Origin of the sequence: Roseibium sp. (assembly GCF_048260565.1) — a bacterium.
Lineage (GTDB): Bacteria > Pseudomonadota > Alphaproteobacteria > Rhizobiales > Stappiaceae > Roseibium.
In genome coordinates this window covers 238,849-257,759 of sequence record NZ_JBLXGP010000003.1, presented here as the reverse complement: position 1 = coordinate 257,759, position 18,911 = coordinate 238,849, and the positions used below count along the sequence as shown (strand labels likewise).

Below are 18,911 nucleotides of genomic sequence, written 5' to 3'. Positions count from 1 at the left end.
CCCCGCCCAGCCGACGACACGATAGGCGGTAGCCGGTCCCGCCAGACCGATTACGAATTGGCCGTGATTTTCGCGACGGAGGCCAGCCAGCGCCGGACAGCCGGAACGTCCTCTTCCGGCACACAGCCGAGCAATTCCGCCTCGACCGCATGCGCCCGCACGCGCGCCTCGCTCAGAAGGTTTTGACCGCGTTCGGTCAGGTCGAGCTGTTTGATCCGGCCGTGGACCGCGTGGGGCCGGCGCGATATCAGGCCGCTCTTGTCCAGATTGGCGATGATCACGCTGACCGTCTGCGGCGTCAGCAAAGCCAGGCGGGCGAGATCCGCGTTCGAAATGCCCGGATAGGCCCCGATCATGGTCAGGACGGAAAACTGCGGCGGCGTGACGTCGAGATCGGCGAGCACATGGCTCATCCGGTTATGCGCGGCGTTCGCGGCCTGGCGCAGCAGATAGCCCAGATAGCCTTCTTCGCCGCGTTTTCCCTCGCCTGCCTCAGGCACGCCAATCCGCCGGTCCGATTTGTCCTTGCGCATAATATCAGAACTCTTATATCTTGTTCGTACTCTGACATTAAACCGGTTGAACGGAAAGGACCAGCGATGTCTTCAGGTGATGCGCGTATCGGCTATGAAACCTTCAAGAACCGGCAGCAAGCCGCCTATGCGGCTCTGGTCGCTCTTGGGAACACTGCCACCGATGGCGGTCTCGACAAGGCGCTGGCGGAACTGATCAAGCTGCGGGTTTCCCAGCTCAACGGCTGTGCCTTTTGCTTCCAATTGCACCTGAACATCGCCCGCAAACTCGGCGTCGATCAAGTGAAACTCGACCTCCTGGCGACCTGGCACGATGCCGGCGTCTACTCGGAAAGGGAACTTGCCGCGCTCGGTTGGGCGGAGGCATTGACGCGTTTGGACGGGACCGGCGTTTCCGATGCCGCATGGGAAGCTGTGCGCAAACTCTTCAGCGAAGAAGAAACCGAACTCCTGACCATCACCATCGGCACGATCAACACCTGGAACCGGATCGCCGGCCCGTTCCGGTTCAAGCCGCTTGTTGCCTCAAAGGAAAGCGCGTGATGACGGCCGCCCAAACGCTGGACCTGCGCTATGCGGATGAAGAATCGGACGTGATCCGCTGCTTTGAACTGATGCGCCAGCTTCGGCCTCATCTTGCCAGCGAGCGGGAGTTCGTCGACCGCTGGCACAGACAACGCGAGGCCGGCTATCGGCTGATCGTCCTGTGGCAGGACCATGTGCCCGTCGCGCTCGCCGGCTTCCGCGTGCAGGAAAATCTTGTCCATGGCGTCCATCTCTACGTGGACGATCTCGTCACCGACGAAACCGCGCGCGGCAGCGGTTTCGGACACGTTTTGATGGTTCGCCTCAAGGAGGAAGGACGCGCCCTCGGTCTGGAAAAGCTGATCCTCGACACGCCTCTCACCAACGTGCTCGGGCATCGGTTCTATTATCGCGAAGGATTGCTCGCACGTGCCTTGCGTTTCTATGGAACTCTCTCGAGCAACCAAGCGGAGACAGCCTGATGCCCCTGCTCCACATCAGCGCCAGTCCCCGCGACACCCTCTCCCACAGCCGGAAGATCGGCCAACTGATGGTCAACCGCCTGTGCGCGGAAACGACGTTGGAGGTGACAAGGCGGGACCTGGCATTGACACCCCCGCCCTGGCCCGACGCCCGCTTCACTGAGGCGAGCCTTTGTCCAGCAGAGCAGCGCACGGACCAGCACAGGCGCAACCTGGAAGTCTCCGAATCCCTGATCGCGGAGCTGGAGGCTTCCGACGTCCTCGTGATCGACAGCCCCATGCACAATTTCACCGTGCCTGCCACCTTCAAAGCCTGGATCGATCTGGTGGTGCGCCCGAACCGGACCTTTCGCGGTACGCCTGCCGGCAAGGTCGGCCTGCTGGCAGATCGCCCGGTCGTGCTCATCGCGGCAAGCGGCGGTCCCGTCGGCGACAGGCCGCCGGCACAGACCGATTTCCTGACCCCTTACGTGCGTTACGTCCTGGCCACCATCGGCTTGACAGATCTGAGCACGATCCGCCTGGACAGCCTGCTTCGGGGGCCGGAGGCGGTCGACCGTTCGGAGAAGGCGGCCATGGCACAGATCGACGGTATCGCCGCCCATATCAGGGACCGGCTAGTCCGGCAGGCTGTTGCGGCAAAGGCACCTGCCGAACTTTGAGATCGGCCCTTAAGGCAATCAACCGGTCTTGGCGCTGACACAGAACGTCTGTAGATTTCCGCCGCCGGCAACGGCCCTGCCCCGCTTCGCAACCCTGACTGTCGAGACCCATGCCCGATTTCTCACCGATAACGGATGCTGCCGCTCCCGTGGATACCGGCGACATAGACCTCGTGATCTTCGACTGCGACGGCGTTCTCATCGACAGCGAGATCATCAGCGCCAGGACGCTGATGGCAGCACTAGAGGACTTCGGGGTTGAAGCCGACTTTCCCTATTTCAAGGCAAACTTCCTGGGCAGGAGCTTTCCGAAGGTCGCGGCGAACATCCGAACGACCTTCAACGTGAACCTGCCGGAGACGTTCGAGGCCGATTACAGGCGCAAATTGCTGGCCGCCTTCGAGACCGACCTGAAGCCGGTCGCCGGCATCTTCGACATTCTGGACAATCTTGGCGTCCGCGCCTGCGTGGCCACCAGCAGCAGTCCTGAACGGGCCTCCCGCTCGCTCCATTTGACCGGGCTCGACAGGTATTTCGGCGACGCGGTCTTTACCGCGTCCATGGTTGAACACGGGAAGCCGGCGCCGGATCTTTTCCTACATGCCGCCGCCGCCTGCGGTGCCCGCCCGGAGGCCTGTCTGGTCATTGAGGACAGCGGCCCCGGCATCGAAGCGGCCCGCGCCGCCGGCATGAACGTCTGGCATTTCGTCGGCGGCAGCCATCTGGATCACACCGACATTCTGGGTCAGTCATTGACACCACCGGTTCCGTTTTTTGACACTTGGCCGTCTTTTTTTGATATGGCCCCTGAGTTGAAAAAACGCTGATCGCTGACGGAACCGAGTATGGCGCCCAAGACAGACATCGACGCCACGCGCCTGGACGACGCGGCCCGCGCGGGCTGGCTGTATTACGTCGCCGGCAACACCCAGGACGAAATCGCCCGCAAGCTCGGCGTCTCCCGCCAGTCGGCTCAGCGTCTCGTTTCGCTTGCCGTCAGCGAACGGCTGATCAAGGTCCGCCTCGACCATCCGATCGCGCGCTGCATGGAACTTGCCGCCCGGATGAAGCAGCATTTCGGGCTGGAGATGTGCGAAATCGTCCCGAGCGATCCAGCCGACCCTTTTTCCATTGTCGGCCTGGCCCAGGCGGCGGCGGCGGAAATGGAACGGCATCTCAAATGCCCCGATCCGAAGATCATCGCCTTCGGCACCGGGCGTACGCTCCGGGCCTCGGTCGAACAGCTTCCGCTGATGGACTGCCCGCAGCACAAAATCGTTTCCCTGCTGGGCAACATGAACTTCGACGGCTCGGCGTCCGCCTATAACGTCATCATCCGCATGGCGGACCGGGTCAACGCGACCCACTACCCGATGCCGCTCCCGGTCTTTGCCCGCTCGACGGAAGAACGCGCCTTGCTCCACGGGCTGGAACCGGTGCACAACATTCTGGAACTCTCCGCCAGGGCCGACGTGACCTTCGTCGGCGTCGGCAACATGGACGAAACCGCGCCGCTTTATGTCGACGGCTTTATCGATCTCGCCGAGTTGAACGATCTCACCGCCGCCGGCGCGGTCGGTGAAATCACAAGCTGGGTCTATGACCGCAACGGGCGACTCATCGAAGGCCTGACCAACAGCCGGGTGGCCAGTGCCCCTCTGGAACCGGCAACCTCCCGGACCGTGATCGGCATCGCCGCCGGCGAAGGGAAGGTCGCGGCCATCGGCGGCGCCCTGCGCGGCCGTCTCCTGAGTGCTCTGATCACCAACGAAGCGACGGCCGAAAGCCTGTTGGCCGGTTGAACACGCCCTAATTCGGTTGCTGAAGTAAATCACCGCATCCGATAGATTGTAATTCCACCGCTCGCGACACCGTCCGGTTTGCGCATAAAAACAGCCATCCGAGACGGTCGTTTCGGCGGACGGACAATTTTCCAACAAACCAACCCTCAGAAGATAAACGGAATTTCGCACCGCAACAACGAAAGTGCCCCTTCGGAATGCGGGACCGTCTTGACGCAACCGCGTACATTTGTGAGAATTTGCCCGTCAAATTAGCAAATGCTCACAAGTGAGCTTTGGGAGGAAATCATGACCGTTTTCGTACGCGCCCTTTTGGGGGCGACCGCATTGACGCTGGCTGTTTCGCCCGCGCTCGCCGAAAAACTCACCATCGCGACCGTCAACAACGGCGACATGATCCGCATGCAGAAGCTGACGGACGATTTCACCGCGAAAAATCCGGGCATCGAAGTGGAGTGGGTGACGCTCGAGGAGAACGTCCTTCGCCAGCGCGTCACCACCGACATCGCCACCAAGGGCGGCCAGTACGACATCATGACCATCGGCACCTACGAGGTTCCGATCTGGGCCAAGCAGGGCTGGCTGGTCGACCTGAACGACCTGCCTGCCTCCTATGACGTCGACGACCTGCTTCCCGCGATCCGCGGCGGTCTGACCGTCGACGGCAAGCTCTATGCCGCCCCGTTCTACGGCGAAAGTTCCATGGTGATGTACCGCACCGACCTGATGAAAAAGGCCAACATGGAAATGCCGGATGCGCCGACCTGGGACTTCATCAAGAAGGCCGCGGCAGCCATGACCGACAAGGACAACGAGGTCTACGGCATCTGCCTGCGCGGCAAGGCCGGCTGGGGCGAGAACATGGCCTTCCTCACCGCCATGTCCAATTCCTACGGCGCCCGCTGGTTCGACATGGACTGGAAGCCTCAGTTCGACAGTGAGGCCTGGAAGGCAACGCTGACCGACTATCTGGACCTGATGAACAACTACGGTCCTCCGGGCGCCTCCAACAACGGTTTCAACGAGAACCTGTCCCTGTTCCAGACCGGCAAGTGCGGCATGTGGATCGATGCCACGGTGGCCGCCTCCTTCGTGACCAATCCGAAGGATTCCACGGTCGCCGACAAGGTCGGCTTCGCCCTGGCGCCGGACAAGGGCCTCGGCAAGCGCGGCAACTGGCTCTGGGCCTGGAGCCTGGGTATCCCTGCCGGTTCGCAGAAAGTGGACGCCGCCAAGAAGTTCATCGCCTGGGCAACCTCCAAGGACTACCTGGACCTCGTCGCTTCCAAGGAAGGCTGGGCGAACGTTCCTCCCGGAACCCGCACCTCGCTCTATGAGAACGCGAAGTATCAGGAAGCAGCCCCCTTCGCCAAAATGACGCTGGAAAGCATCAACGCCGCCGACCCGCAGAATCCGACCGTGGACCCGGTTCCCTATGTCGGTGTCCAGTTCGTCGCCATTCCCGAATTCCAGGGAATCGGGACGGCCGTCGGCCAGCAGTTCTCAGCTGCGCTTGCAGGCTCCGTGACCGCGGACCAGGCACTGAAGAACGCCCAGATGATAACCGAGCGCACCATGATGAAGGCCGGTTACATCAAATAAGCGATGCCTGAACTCGGGCCGGTTCCAGCCGGGGCCGGCCCGCTCTTTTCTCGCTCTTTTTCGATTGGCTGGACCAATGGCAACCGCTCATTCCCGCGTCGCGGCGCGGTTCATGATCTCACCTGCCGTGCTTCTGTTGCTTGGCTGGATGATCGTTCCGCTCTCCATGACCATCTATTTCTCGTTCCTCAGCTACAATCTGCTGATGCCGGGAATGGAAGAGTTCATCGGCTTCACCAACTACAGGTTCTTTCTGACCGATCCGGCGTTTTTCGCGGCCCTTGCCAACACCCTGTTGCTGGTCGGCGGCGTGCTCGTCATCACCATCGTCGGCGGAACGGCACTGGCGCTGCTGCTCGATCAGCCGTTCTGGGGCCAGGGCATCGTCCGGATCCTGGTGATAGCCCCGTTCTTCGTCATGCCGACGGTTTCCGCGCTGGTGTGGAAGAACATGTTCATGAATCCGGTCAACGGCCTGTTCGCCCATCTGGCCAAGGGTCTCGGGCTTGAGCCGTTCGACTTCCTCGCCCATGCCCCGCTCGCCTCGATCATCCTGATCGTCGCCTGGCAATGGCTGCCGTTCGCCACCCTGATCCTGCTGACCGCCCTGCAGTCCCTCGACCAGGAACAGCTCGAGGCGTCCGAGATGGACGGCGCCAATTTCGGCAACCGCTTCATCTATATCGTGCTGCCGCACATGGCGCGTGCGATTACGGTCGTGATCCTGATCCAGACCATCTTCCTGCTGTCGGTCTTCGCCGAAATCCTGGTCACCACCAACGGCGGTCCGGGCTACGCGTCCACCAACATCACCTATCTCGTCTACGCCCAGTCGCTTCTGCAGTTCGACGTGGGCGGCGGCTCCGCCGGCGGCATCGTTGCCGTCATCCTGGCCAACATCGTTGCTGTCTTCCTGATGCGGATGATCGGCAAGAACCTGGAGGCCTGAGCATGGCACGGCGTGTTTCCAACCGGCGCAAGACCCTGGTGACGATCGTCGCCTGGGCCGTCGGCATTGCGATCTTCTTTCCGATCCTCTGGACGATCCTGACGAGCTTCAAGACCGAGGCCGAGGCCATCGCCTCACCGCCCAGGTTCCTGTTTTTCGACTGGACGCTGGAAAACTATTCGGAAGTGAACTCCAGGTCGAACTACTTCCTGCATTTCATGAACTCGGTGATCATTTCGGTCGGCTCGACCCTGCTCGGTCTGGCGATCGCCATTCCGGCCGCCTGGTCCATGGCTTTCGTGCCGGGCAAGCGGACCAAGGACGTGCTGATGTGGATGCTGTCCACCAAGATGCTGCCGCCGGTCGGCGTGCTGATCCCGATCTACCTCCTGTTCCGCGACACCGGACTTCTGGACACGCGGCTCGGGCTGGTGATCGTCCTGACCCTGATCAACCTGCCGATCATCGTCTGGATGCTGTTCACCTACTTCAAGGAAATTCCGGGCGAGATCCTGGAAGCGGCCCGCATGGACGGTGCCGGCCTGTGGGAGGAAGTGGTCCATGTCCTGACGCCCATGGCGGTTCCGGGCATCGCCTCGACCCTTCTGCTCAACATCATCCTCGCCTGGAACGAGGCCTTCTGGACCCTCAACCTGACAGCGGCCAAGGCGGCACCGCTCACGGCCTTCATCGCCAGCTATTCCAGCCCGGAAGGTCTGTTCTACGCAAAACTGTCTGCCGCCTCGACACTCGCCATCGCTCCGATCCTTGTTCTCGGCTGGTTCAGCCAGAAACAGCTGGTGCGCGGCCTGACCTTTGGCGCTGTGAAGTAGGAGCCGAACGATGGGAAAGATTTCACTCAAGAACGTCACCAAGGCCTTTGGCGAGGCCATGGTCATTCCATCGCTGGATCTGGAGATCGAGGACGGGGAATTCGTCGTCTTCGTCGGCCCCTCCGGCTGCGGCAAGTCCACGCTCCTGCGTCTGATCGCAGGGCTTGAGGACGTCACCTCGGGCGTGATCGAGATCGACGGCCGCGACGCCACCGAAGTGCCGCCGGCAAAACGCGGCCTGGCCATGGTGTTCCAGTCCTATGCGCTCTACCCGCACATGTCGGTGCGCAAGAACATCGCCTTCCCGCTGAAGATGGCGAAGATGGATGCGGCCGAACAGGAACGGCGGGTCACCTCCGCGGCAAAGATCCTGAACCTGACCGACTATCTGGACCGCCGTCCGGGGCAACTGTCCGGCGGCCAGCGCCAGCGCGTCGCCATCGGCCGCGCGATCGTCCGCGAGCCGGCCGCCTTCCTGTTCGACGAACCCCTGTCGAACCTGGACGCGGCACTGCGGGTCAACATGCGCCTGGAAATCTCCGAGCTGCATCAGTCGCTCGCGACCACCATGATCTACGTGACCCACGACCAGGTGGAAGCCATGACCATGGCCGACAAGATCGTTGTGCTGCATGCCGGACGGATCGAACAGGTGGGTTCGCCGCTGGACCTCTACCGGTCACCGGCGAACAAGTTCGTCGCCGGCTTCATCGGCTCGCCGAAGATGAATTTCATCTCCGGCGCGGAAGCCGGCAAGCATGGCGCTCACACCATAGGCATCCGCCCGGAACACCTGACCCTGTCGACGACGGAAGGGGCCTGGAAGGGCAAGGTGGCCGTTGCCGAACATCTGGGCTCCGACACATTCCTTTATGTGAACGCCGAAGGCATGGATCCGCTGACGGTCCGAACCCAAGGCGAAGCCGGCATTCATCACGGCGACACGGTTTATCTCTCTCCGACTGCCGAAAACCTGCACCGTTTTGATGCGAGCGGAAAGACGATCTGATGCAGCGTCTGGCGGACAAGACGGCCCTGATCACGGGGGCCGCGCGCGGCATCGGCAGGGCGTTTGCGGAAGCCTACGTGCGCGAAGGCGCCACCGTCGTCATTGCCGATATCGACCTGGAGCGGGCGAAACAGACCGCGAAGGAGATCGGGCCCCAAGCCCATGCCTGTGCTCTGGATGTCACCAGCCAGGCCTCCATTGATGACGCTGTTGCCGCCACCGTCCGCGATTTCGGCGGGATCGATATTCTGGTCAATAATGCCGCCCTGTTCGATCTGGCCCCCATCGTCGAGATTAGCCGCGCGAGCTACGACCGGCTGTTTTCGATCAACGTGGCCGGCTGCCTGTTCACGCTGCAGGCCGTCGCAAAGACCATGATCGCACGCGGCAAGGGCGGCAAGATTATCAACATGGCAAGTCAGGCGGGACGCCGCGGCGAGCCCCTGGTCGCCGTCTACTGCGCCACCAAGGCCGCCGTCATCAGCCTGACCCAGTCCGCCGGCCTCGACCTGATCAAACACGGCATCAACGTGAACGCGCTCGCGCCCGGCGTCGTCGACGGCGAACACTGGGACGGCGTCGACGCCCTGTTTGCAAAATACGAACACCTGGCTCCCGGCGAGAAGAAGCGCCTTGTCGGCGAAGCCGTGCCCTACGGACGCATGGGAACCGCCGAAGATCTGACCGGCATGGCGGTTTTCCTGGCGGGTCCCGAAAGCGATTACATCGTCGCCCAGACTTACAACGTCGACGGCGGCAACTGGATGAGTTGACAAGCGGGGTTCGGCCCTCCCTCCGGCCCCGCACTCCCTGTCCATGTCCCGACGGCAGGCCGCTGCCGGGGCATGGACCAAGACATAAGAGGCGAACGTGGCAAGTATCTTGTCCCTGTCCACCCTGCCGGCCATCGACGCGAATGTCGAAAAGCCGGCTTATGCCCGCGAAGATCTCTCTCCGGGCATTGTGCACATCGGTGTCGGCAACTTTCACCGGGCCCATCAGGCGGTCTATCTGGACCGGCTGTTCAACAAGGGCCTCGATCATGACTGGGCCCTGATCGGCGCCGGCATCAAACCCTATGACGCGGCCATGCGCGAACGCCTGGAAAAGCAGGACTGGCTGACGACCGTCGTCGAACTGGACCCGCACGGACTGAACGCCCGCATCACCGGGACCATGATCGGCTTTGCGGAAACCGACCCGACCAGCCTGATCGCAACCCTGGTCAGGCCGGAAATCCGGATCGTGTCGCTGACCATCACCGAAGGCGGCTATTACGTCGATGCCAACACCGGTGGTTTCGACGCCGCGCATCCGGACATTGTCCATGATATCGAAAATCCGGGCGACCCGCAGACGGTGTTCGGCATCCTGATTTCCGCCCTCGGCCTGCGCAAGGACCAGGATATTCCGCCCTTCACGATCCTTTCCTGCGACAACCTCCCCGAAAACGGCCACGTGGCCCGGCAGGCGGTGGTCGGTCTTGCCCGCCTGATGACGCCGGATCTGGCCGGCTGGATCGAAGCGGACGTCGCCTTCCCCAACAGCATGGTCGACTGCATCACGCCGGCGACCTCGGACCGGGAACGGGCGCTGGTGCGGGACAAGTTCGGTATCGAGGATGCCGCCCCCGTGGCTTGCGAACCCTTCCGGCAATGGGTGATGGAGGATCGCTTTCCGGCGGGGCGCCCGCGTCTTGAGGAAGTCGGCGTGGAGTTCGTCGCCGATGTCGCGCCTTACGAGCTGATGAAGCTGCGCATCCTGAACGGCGGCCATGCGGCCATCGCCTATCCGTCAGCGCTCCTGGGTCATACGTATGTCCACGAGGCCATGGCGGATCCCGATATCGCCGGCTGGCTGCATCGGCTGATCCGCAGCGAGGTCATCCCGGTGGTGCCTGCGATCCCGGGCATTTCCTTCGACACCTATCTGGAGACCTGTGCGGAGCGCTTCGCCAATCCGGCCGTCGGCGACACCATCGCCCGCCTGTGCCTGGACGGCTCCAACCGGCAGCCGAAGTTTATCCTGCCGACGATCGCCGATGCCCTGCGCGCCGGCCGGTCTGTCGAGGGACTGGCTCTGGAGGTGGCCTTCTGGTGTCGCTACTGCGCCGAAACTGCGGTCGCCGCAAACGAAATCCCGCTGGAAGACGAACGTCGGGACATCCTTCAGTCTGCCGCACTCGCCGCCCATGACGATCCGACTGCTTTCCTTGCGATCGGAGAAGTGTTCGGCGATCTCGGCCGGGACGAACGGTTCAGGACCGCCTTTTCCCGTCAATTGGAGACCGTCTGGCGGGAGGGTGCCCGTACGGTCCTGCAACGTTTTCTTCAGGAACCAGGATCTGAATCGATACCGCTTTCCCGGTGAACGAACGCTGCAACGCCAGCCTGCGCCAAGGGAAATTCAGGCGTGCGCCATTGCTCCGGTGCGTTCCTCGATCGCCCTTACGACCGAGATCATGTCGTCCTCTCCGAGCCCCAGGGCTTCGGTCTCCCCGTAAAGCGCGAAGCAGAGGTCCATCAGCGGCGAGGCAATGGAGGCCTCGCGGGCGGCCTCGACCACAAGACGGCTGTTTTTCAGGACGTCGGAAATGCCCGCCTGGCGTGCGAAATCGCGATGCAGGATCTTCTCCGCCTTGACGCGAGACACGTCACTGGCCATGGGACCGGCGTTCAGAATGTCCACGAAGCGAGCCATGTCGAGGTCATGGCGGGCGGCGAAATGCGACGCCTCCGCGAAACCGGTGACCAGCGTGATCAGAAACGTGTTGATCGCGAGCTTCATGTGCAAGGCGCCGGGGACCGGACCGCAATCGAAGACCTCGCGGCACATCGGCGAAAGCAGCGGGCGAAGGCGCGCACGATCGTCCGCCTCACCCGCCAGCAGACCGACAAGCTGTCCGGCTTCCGCCGGCTTGCGCGAGCCGGAAACCGGCGCTTCCACGTAACGGCCTCCGGCAGCGCGAATGTCCGCTCCCAGGCCGTTGGAATAACCGGCCGACACGGTGCCCATGGCAACGATTGTGCGCCCTGCGACCCGTTTCGAAAAATCGGCTCCGCCGCGGTCGAGCACGGCGTCCGTCGATGCACCGTCGGCCAGCATCAGGATGATCGTCTCGCATGCCGCAAAGAGATCGGCGATATCATCGGCGACACGCGCCCCTGCCTGTTCCAGGGGTTCGGACTTCTCCCGCGTCCGGTTCCAGACAACAAGCGGCGTGCCGGCGCGGACGAGGTTCAATGCCATCGGCTCGCCCATGGTTCCGATGCCGATGAAACCAGTAGGGATCGGAAATATCATCGCGGGCTCCTTCGGCGTGTTCATAGGTCTGGAAACCAGACCCTAGTCACCGAAAACGCTTAAGAAAAACGAATATTTCTTAAGAGCCACTTCAGTAAATCGGATAAATCGCGAAGAACGCGAGACGGAGGTCCGGCTTGCTGCATTTCCCCACGTGAGATTTCAGGCGCCGGTCGACGGCGATTGACAAAGCGTCTGCGACCGCGCAGTCTTTGCGCCTCACCCGGGGGGTCCCGACAAGGGGCTGAGATACTGCTGGCCGCAGGCAGCGCAGTGACCCGATGAACCTGATCCAGTTCACACTGGCGTAGGGATGGTGAACCGGCTGCCTCGCGTTATCCGTGATGTTTCACGAGCGTCTCTCCAAGCGGCCAATCTCCATTCGATACGGCGAACTGGGTCTCTTTTGCTTCAAGCGAGGAGGCTCTGCCCCATGAGACATAACATTTCCGGGAAAGATATCACTTCCGGCATCACCACCGGGCCGTTGCCCGCATCCCGGCGCGTCTGGCACACCGGAACGCTGCATCCCGAAATCCGCGTGCCGATGCGCGAAATCGACCTGCACCCTTCCGCGGGAGAACCGCCCGTCACGGTCTACGACAGTTCCGGGCCTTATACCGATCCGGAGGCGGAGATCGCCATCGATCGGGGCCTCACCCGTCTGCGCTCGGACTGGATCGCGGCGCGCCGCGATACCGAGAGCCATGCCGGCCGTCGCGTTCGTCCCGAGGACAACGGCTTTGTCTCGGGCGAGCGCCTGGTGCCCGAGTTCCCGGTGCGCCATGCACCGCTGCGCGCACGGGACGGGCTTGCGGTCACGCAACTGGCCTATGCCCGCGCAGGCATCGTCACCCCTGAGATGGAATTCGCCGCAATCCGCGAGAATCTCGGCCGCAAGGCGGCGACAGAGGCGCTGATCCGGGATGGACAGGACTGGGGGGCAGCGATCCCCGATCATGTCACGGCTGAATTCGTGCGCGACGAAATCGCGGCCGGCCGGGCAATCCTGCCGTCGAACATCAACCATCCGGAATGCGAACCGATGGTCATCGGCCGCAATTTCCTGGTGAAGATCAACGCGAACATGGGAACCTCCGCGGTCACGTCCTCGATGGAAGAGGAAGTGGACAAACTGGTCTGGGCGATCCGCTGGGGGGCGGATACCGTCATGGATCTCTCCACCGGCCGCAACATCCACAACACGCGGGAGTGGATCGTTCGCAATTCCCCCGTCCCCATCGGCACGGTGCCGATCTACCAGGCGCTGGAAAAGGTGAACGGCGTGGCTGAGGACCTGACATGGGAGATCTTCCGCGACACCTTGATCGAACAGGCCGAACAGGGCGTGGACTACTTCACCATCCACGCCGGCGTGCGTCTTCACATGGTGCCGATGACGGCGGACCGTGTAACGGGCATCGTCAGCCGCGGCGGTTCGATCATGGCCAAGTGGTGCCTGCACCACCATCGCGAGAGCTTCCTTTACGAGCATTTCGACGAAATCTGCGACATCGCCCGCGCCCATGATGTCAGCTTTTCGCTGGGCGACGGGCTGCGCCCCGGCTCCATCGCCGATGCAAACGACGCGGCCCAGTTCGCCGAGCTGGAAACCCTCGGCGAACTGACGCGGATCGCCTGGGCGCGGGACTGCCAGGTGATGATCGAAGGGCCGGGCCATGTTCCCATGCACAAGATCAAGGAGAATATGGACAAACAGCTCACCACATGCGGCGCGGCGCCGTTCTACACCCTCGGACCGCTGACGACCGACATCGCACCGGGCTACGATCACATTACCTCCGGCATCGGCGCGGCCATGATCGGCTGGTTCGGCACGGCGATGCTTTGCTACGTCACGCCAAAGGAACATCTCGGCCTGCCCGATCGCGACGACGTGAAGACCGGCGTCATCACCTACAAGATCGCCGCCCATGCGGCGGATCTCGCCAAGGGGCATCCGGCAGCGCGCATCCGGGACGACGCGCTCTCCCGCGCGCGGTTCGAATTCCGCTGGGAGGATCAGTTCAATCTTTCTCTCGACCCCGAAACCGCACGCTCCATGCATGACGAAACCCTGCCGAAGGAAGCGCACAAGGTCGCGCATTTCTGTTCCATGTGCGGACCGAAATTCTGCTCCATGCGGATCAGCCACGACATTCGCGCCGAAGCGCGGAAGGAGGGCATGGCACGGATGGCCGAGAAGTTCCAAGAGGGCGGCGAACTCTACGTACCGCTGGAAGATGCGAAATGAGCCAGACACCCGGAACACTTCTCGCCGCGCTTCGGGCCGAACCGCCGCTCGTGCAATGCATCACCAACTACGTGGCCATGAACATCGCCGCCAATGTGCTTCTGGCCGCGGGCGCATCGCCAGCCATGGTTTCGGACGCGGAGGAAGCAGGTGAATTCGCACGGATCGCGGGGGCGCTGACGGTTAATATCGGCACTCTTTCAGCCCCCTTCGTCGAAGGCATGCACGCGGCCATCGACGGCGCGAAACAGGCGGGGCGGCCCTGGGTCTTCGATCCTGTCGCCTGCCAGGCCACGACGCTTCGCCGCCGGGTGTCTGCCGAACTGGTCGCACGGCGCCCGACGATCATCCGGGGCAATGCCTCTGAAATCCTGTCTCTGGCGGGCGAATCCAGCCAGGGTCAGGGGGTCGACGGTCGTGACGATGTGGCCGTTTCGGAAGAGGCCGCCCGCCGGCTGGCGCGGGAAAGCGGCGCGGTGGTCGCGGTAACGGGTCCGGAAGATTACGTGACCGACGGAACCCGGTCCGCGCGTATCTGGGGCGGATCTCCCTGGATGCCGCTCAACACCGCCCTGGGCTGCGCGCTGACCGGCCTCTGCGGCGCTTACGCGGCTGTCGCTAAGGATGGGTTCGATGCCGCGGTCGGCGCCCTGGCTCACTATGCCGTGGCGGGTACGCGGGCGCATGAAGGCGCGGTCGGACCGGGCAGTTTCGCCCCGCGCTTTCTCGATGCGCTCCACGCGATCGCGCCGGAGGAACTGGACAAGGAGCATCGTCTTCGCGGCCATGAAGGGGCACCCGCATGAAGGCGTTCGACCTGTCGCTTTATCTCGTGCTCGATCCCGGCCTATGCCGGGATCGAGGCATGATCGAAACCGCTCGCCTGGCCGTGAAAGGCGGAGCCACAATGGTGCAGCTCCGTGACAAGGAGGGCGACACGACACGGCTGATCGAGATCGGCCGGGCGTTGAAACAGGTGCTGGCGGGCACCCATGCGGCGCTCATCGTCAATGACGATGTCGAGGCCGCCGTGGAGATCGGGGCAGACGGCATCCACATCGGGCAGGACGACATGACCGTATCGCGGGCCCGCGCGCTGATCGGTCCGCAGGCCATTCTCGGCCTGTCGGTCGAGACACCGGACCTGGCCGCGCAGGCGGACCCGGCGCTGGTCGATTACATCGGCGTGGGGCCGGTCTTTGCAACACCCTCCAAACCCGATCACAAGCAACCGGTCGGTTTTGACGGCCTAAAGGCTCAGATCGCGGCCAGCCCGATCCCGGCCGTCGCCATCGGCGGATTGAAGGCAGAGCACGTGGCGCGGGCGCTTGCGGCGGGTGCGCGGGGTGTGGCCGTGGTTTCGGCCATCTGCGGTCAACCGGACCCGGAAAGGGCGGCCCGCATGCTCATGACCGAGATTGCGGCGGTATCTGCCTCAGCCTGACGACCGGAATGCCTGAAAACCAGATCAGGGGACGTCCCAGAGCAGCGGATCGATATCCGACGCGGTTTCGCCAACGGTCAGGGACACGAGATCCAGGCGCAACAGATGCTTGCCGAGAAACACCGGCTTGCCATGCCGACTGAGGACGGAGGTCAGGCTGGTGACGGCGATGTCGCCGCGCAGTTTTGAGAACCCCTTGCGCGACCCGCCGCCGGAAGATGCCGCAGAAAGACGCCACAGGGTCGGCACGCATTTCGAGCGGAACTGCGGCCCGAGGGCCGACAGCAGGGTCCGGTTAGCGGCATCGCCGCCGCCGGCACGGGAGGCAATGCCGTTGTCGGAGACTGGGACGACTTCCAGTGCGGAAGCGACCGGCTCGTCTCCCAGCAGGAACAGGCTTTCCTGACAGAGCAGTTCGACCGAGTCGTCTGAGAGTTCCAGGAGGGCCTTGCTCCAGGCGGTTGGCGATATCGGTTCGGTGCGCACTACCTTGATGGTGATCCGCCCCGCGGCATGGAGCATGTCTTCCAGCGGCGCGTTGAAGGCGGGCGGGCGCGATGACGGCATCGCCAATTGCCGGCGGCGCGGATCGACGCCGCGTTCGATGATACCGTCTTCCTCCAGTAGGCGCAGTGCCTCGCGCAGCACCGTCCGGCTGACGCCGAGTTCCGCAGAAAGCTCCAGCTCCGGCGGAATCAGGTCTCCGGGCTTGCCCTGCTTGCGCAACGCTTCGACAAGCTGGTCGTAGACCTGCACCGACAGGGGGCGCCGGTCCCGGACCGGTCGAACGCGAAGCTGTTGTTCTTCTGCCATCGTCTCTTTCCTGCAGTGCCGCCGGAAAAATACGTTCCCTCAGCGCTGAAGCTTCCCCCCGGGGTGCGATTGCAGGCCGGCCCACTCAACGAGCAGGTGTTCCAGGCCCCTCACCCTACAACCTAACTATGCCACCGCGTCCGCAAACACAATTTCCCCAAAACAGCTTTCCTCATAATTATCCAATGTTGAATAATAGACAATGATATGTTCACATAGCCATTGAGTAACATAATGAACCATAATTTTGTGCGACGCAAAACCCTATCGCACGCATGAAGCACCCTGGACCCGAATCCAGGTAACCAACCGGAGACGACCTCATGCAAACCACCCCATTGGGCACACGCGGCCCCAAGGTCTCACGCTTCGGCTTTGGGACCATGTCGCTACTCACCTCACAGACACCAACCGAGGCGGCAAAACTGGTCGATCAGGCCATCGATTCCGGCATCAACCTGATCGACACGGCCGATATCTACGACAACGGCGCCGTCGAGGAAGCGCTCGGTCAGGCCCTGCGCGGCAAGCGCGACAAGGTCGTCCTGGCGACCAAGCTCGGTCTACCCATGAACGGCGATCCGACGCGCTCCGGCGGATCGCGACGCTGGATAGTTCAGGCCGTCGAAGACAGCCTGCGCCGGCTCGGCACCGACTACATCGACCTCTATCAGTTGCACCGCCCGGACCCCAAGACGCCGATCGAGGAAACGGTCGCAGCCTTCGACGAACTTACCCAAGCGGGAAAGATCCGCTTTGCAGGCTCCTCCGTATTCCCAGCGGAACTGATCGTTCAAAGCCAGTGGGCGGCCGAAAAGCTGGGGGCCGCACCCTTTGTCAGCGAACAGGCGCCCTACTCGATCTTCGTCCGAGGCATTGAGCGCGCCGTCCTGCCGGTCTGCCGCCAGTACGGCATCGGCACCCTGGTCTGGAGCCCGCTGAATGGCGGTTGGCTGACCGGCAAATACCGGCGCGGCAAACCGGTCCCCGGCGGCTCCCGCGCCGCCAGCGGCAACCCGTTCGTGCGCGCGGACGACGAGCGCAAGCTCGCCATGGTCGAAGCCCTGGCGGAGATTGCCGACGCGGCCGGCCTGACCATGATGCAGATGAGCCTTGCCTGGACGCTGGAACATCCGGCGGTCACATCCGTTCTGCTGGGACCGAGGACGCCGGAACAGCTCGACCAGCTTCTGACCGCGGATGGCATCACCCTGACGCCGGACATACTCGACGCAATCGACCTGGTGGTCGCTCCGGGCGACTATGTCGACCCGCGCAACGCCGGCTGGGTGCCACCTGGCCTGCAGGCCGATCAAAGGCGCACGAAACGCGAAACCGCCTGATCGCGCACGAGATCATCGAATTACAAAAACAAAAAAATCCCACCCTGATTTCACCGCCCGACCCGAACAGGCCGGGCGGTTTTTTTTGCACCTTCGACACCTCACAAATCCCCCATTGCCTAATTTTTGTGACATCTGACCACCTGCCTGCATAAAGTTCATGCTGATCCGCAAAATTTATTGTTGGACAATGAACAAAACTTGGCTCTAGATTTTATGCATGGCTAGATGTTGCGCATCTTCGCACCGCATCTCTCTGCCCAACATGCTGCAAAGGAATCCGATGTCCGCCGTTTCGCCCGCCCCCGTTCTTGCTGTTGCAGGATCTTTCAGCATCGACAGCATACTGGCGCCGGACGGACGTCCCGTTGTCGGCAAGGTCGGCGGAAATGCCCTCTGGTCCTCGCTCGGAGCGTTGATCTGCGGACTTGCGCCGCGGGTGCTGGCTATCGTCGGCAACGACTATCCGGGACATGTTCTCGACATTCTCACCAACGCCGGGCTCGATACCCGTTCGATCAAGAAGATCGACCGGCCTCATCCGGTGCGCGTGACCTTCGCCCATCTGCCGGACGGTTCCCGCATCCAGCCGGTCCCGGACCACATGATCCGGCAGTTGCCTGAGGACGTTCAGGCCGCCTTCGTCGACACGACCTCCCGTCCGGACATCCTGCCGCTCGGCGCTCCCACGGCAAAGGATGTGCCCGCCGACTGGCTGACGGAAGCCGATTTCTGGCACCTGCCGCTCCTTCCCCTGCATCGCCACCGGGAACTGGTCGCCCATCTCGGCAAAGCCTCCGGCTACCTGCAATCGGATTGCCCGGCGCGGTCCGACCTCATCGAAAACCCGTTCGCGAAACTGTCGGAAACGCTCGGCGCGCTCGACGTGTTTCTGCCGAGCACCTCCGATTTCGATGTTATCGCCCCACTCGCGGCGATCCCGGAAATCCTGCAAAGACTGACCGATATCGGCGCCAGGACCGTCGTGCTGAAAGCCGGCGCCGACGGCGTCTTCGTCAAGGACGGCGACGCTCTGTGGCGCGTGCCGGCCTATCCCGGTTCTCCGGTGGACCCCACCGGCGCCGGAGACACGTTCTGCGGCGGCTTCCTCGCCGGCATGGCCCTGACCGGGGATCTGGTCGAGGCCGCAGCCCTCGGATCGGCGGCGGCGTCCTTTGCCGTTGCTACGGCCGATCCGCTGGATCTCGTCGCGATTGCCCCCGAGCAGACCCGTGAACGCGCGAAACAATTGCGCGCCGCGGCCGAACGGCTCGACGGCTCCGCGCATTCGCTCAGCCCCGTGCCAGCCGGCGCGGCCGCTCTTTCCAACACCACCGTGAACTCATAGGTGCGCTAT

At 62.9% G+C, this 18,911-nt stretch carries 19 protein-coding genes and 1 riboswitch; of the genes, 16 read left to right on the top strand and 3 right to left on the bottom strand.

All coding sequences use genetic code 11. The annotated features are described in order from the left end of the window. Positions 1–50: 50 nt before the first annotated feature. The gene (locus tag ACN0SO_RS09400) at positions 51–533 is read right to left on the bottom strand and encodes a MarR family winged helix-turn-helix transcriptional regulator (RefSeq protein ID WP_417676892.1); all 483 of its coding nucleotides are present in this window, start codon (positions 531–533) and stop codon (positions 51–53) included. A 66-nt stretch (positions 534–599) separates the two neighbouring features. Here ACN0SO_RS09400 and ACN0SO_RS09395 point away from each other — a divergent pair, with 66 nt between their 5' ends. From ACN0SO_RS09395 to ACN0SO_RS09345, 11 genes are all read left to right on the top strand, one after another. Then, entirely contained in the window at positions 600–1,076 is a 477-nt protein-coding gene (locus ACN0SO_RS09395) for a carboxymuconolactone decarboxylase family protein (RefSeq protein ID WP_417676890.1), read from the top strand. Further along, a complete protein-coding gene (locus ACN0SO_RS09390; RefSeq protein ID WP_417676888.1) occupies positions 1,076–1,540 on the top strand; it encodes a GNAT family N-acetyltransferase in 465 nt (154 codons plus the stop codon). The genes ACN0SO_RS09395 and ACN0SO_RS09390 overlap by 1 nt, the downstream gene beginning before the upstream one ends. Further along, positions 1,540–2,202 (top strand): FMN-dependent NADH-azoreductase, encoded by a 663-nt coding sequence (locus ACN0SO_RS09385; protein ID WP_417676886.1) that lies wholly within the window; start codon positions 1,540–1,542, stop codon positions 2,200–2,202. The genes ACN0SO_RS09390 and ACN0SO_RS09385 overlap by 1 nt, the downstream gene beginning before the upstream one ends. 110 nt (positions 2,203–2,312) lie before the next feature. Continuing rightward, complete coding sequence (locus ACN0SO_RS09380; RefSeq protein ID WP_417676884.1) at positions 2,313–3,029, top strand: HAD family hydrolase; 717 nt, start codon at positions 2,313–2,315, stop codon at positions 3,027–3,029. 18 nt (positions 3,030–3,047) lie between these two features. Further along, positions 3,048–4,004, top strand: coding sequence for a sugar-binding transcriptional regulator (locus ACN0SO_RS09375; protein WP_417676882.1), 957 nt, complete (start codon positions 3,048–3,050; stop codon positions 4,002–4,004). Positions 4,005–4,292: 288 nt separating this feature from the next. After that, on the top strand, positions 4,293–5,606 hold the full coding sequence (locus ACN0SO_RS09370; RefSeq protein ID WP_417676880.1) for an ABC transporter substrate-binding protein: 1,314 nt from the start codon (positions 4,293–4,295) through the stop codon (positions 5,604–5,606). A gap of 76 nt (positions 5,607–5,682) precedes the next feature. Beyond that, positions 5,683–6,555: a carbohydrate ABC transporter permease gene (locus ACN0SO_RS09365; RefSeq protein WP_417676878.1), complete on the top strand. Its 873-nt coding sequence runs from the start codon at positions 5,683–5,685 to the stop codon at positions 6,553–6,555. Positions 6,556–6,557: 2 nt separating this feature from the next. Beyond that, complete coding sequence (locus tag ACN0SO_RS09360) at positions 6,558–7,388, top strand: carbohydrate ABC transporter permease (RefSeq protein WP_417676876.1); 831 nt, start codon at positions 6,558–6,560, stop codon at positions 7,386–7,388. Between the two features lie 10 nt (positions 7,389–7,398). Further along, entirely contained in the window at positions 7,399–8,397 is a 999-nt protein-coding gene (locus ACN0SO_RS09355) for an ABC transporter ATP-binding protein (RefSeq protein ID WP_417676874.1), read from the top strand. After that, positions 8,397–9,170: an L-iditol 2-dehydrogenase gene (locus tag ACN0SO_RS09350; RefSeq protein ID WP_417676872.1), complete on the top strand. Its 774-nt coding sequence runs from the start codon at positions 8,397–8,399 to the stop codon at positions 9,168–9,170. Before ACN0SO_RS09355 ends, ACN0SO_RS09350 begins: the two co-directional genes overlap by 1 nt. A gap of 97 nt (positions 9,171–9,267) precedes the next feature. After that, entirely contained in the window at positions 9,268–10,767 is a 1,500-nt protein-coding gene (locus ACN0SO_RS09345; RefSeq protein WP_417676870.1) for a mannitol dehydrogenase family protein, read from the top strand. Between the two features lie 36 nt (positions 10,768–10,803). On the opposite strand, the gene ACN0SO_RS09340 is transcribed toward ACN0SO_RS09345, so the two are convergent. Continuing rightward, a complete protein-coding gene (locus ACN0SO_RS09340; RefSeq protein ID WP_417676868.1) occupies positions 10,804–11,700 on the bottom strand; it encodes an NAD(P)-dependent oxidoreductase in 897 nt (298 codons plus the stop codon). Positions 11,701–11,914: 214 nt separating this feature from the next. Continuing rightward, positions 11,915–12,032: riboswitch (TPP riboswitch) on the top strand. Between the two features lie 101 nt (positions 12,033–12,133). On the opposite strand from ACN0SO_RS09340, the gene thiC reads away from it, so the two are divergent. Genes thiC through thiE form a run of 3 tightly spaced genes read left to right on the top strand, consistent with a single transcriptional unit; the run spans position 12,134 to position 15,398 of the window. Further along, a complete protein-coding gene (thiC, locus tag ACN0SO_RS09335; RefSeq protein WP_417676866.1) occupies positions 12,134–13,954 on the top strand; it encodes a phosphomethylpyrimidine synthase ThiC in 1,821 nt (606 codons plus the stop codon). Beyond that, a complete protein-coding gene (thiM, locus tag ACN0SO_RS09330) occupies positions 13,951–14,760 on the top strand; it encodes a hydroxyethylthiazole kinase (RefSeq protein ID WP_417676864.1) in 810 nt (269 codons plus the stop codon). The genes thiC and thiM overlap by 4 nt, the downstream gene beginning before the upstream one ends. Then, complete coding sequence (gene thiE, locus ACN0SO_RS09325; protein ID WP_417676862.1) at positions 14,757–15,398, top strand: thiamine phosphate synthase; 642 nt, start codon at positions 14,757–14,759, stop codon at positions 15,396–15,398. Before thiM ends, thiE begins: the two co-directional genes overlap by 4 nt. A 24-nt stretch (positions 15,399–15,422) precedes the next feature. Here the strand turns inward: thiE and ACN0SO_RS09320 are convergent, their stop codons facing one another. After that, positions 15,423–16,211 carry a GntR family transcriptional regulator gene (locus ACN0SO_RS09320; RefSeq protein ID WP_417676860.1) on the bottom strand — a complete coding sequence of 263 codons (789 nt, stop codon included), beginning with the start codon at positions 16,209–16,211 and terminating at the stop codon, positions 15,423–15,425. Between the two features lie 323 nt (positions 16,212–16,534). Between ACN0SO_RS09320 and ACN0SO_RS09315 the strand changes: the two genes are divergently transcribed. Both ACN0SO_RS09315 and ACN0SO_RS09310 read left to right on the top strand, forming a co-directional pair. Beyond that, positions 16,535–17,554, top strand: a complete 1,020-nt coding sequence (locus ACN0SO_RS09315; RefSeq protein ID WP_417676858.1) for an aldo/keto reductase — start codon at positions 16,535–16,537, stop codon at positions 17,552–17,554. A 283-nt stretch (positions 17,555–17,837) separates the two neighbouring features. Continuing rightward, positions 17,838–18,902 (top strand): carbohydrate kinase family protein, encoded by a 1,065-nt coding sequence (locus ACN0SO_RS09310; protein ID WP_417676856.1) that lies wholly within the window; start codon positions 17,838–17,840, stop codon positions 18,900–18,902. Positions 18,903–18,911: the final 9 nt, after the last annotated feature.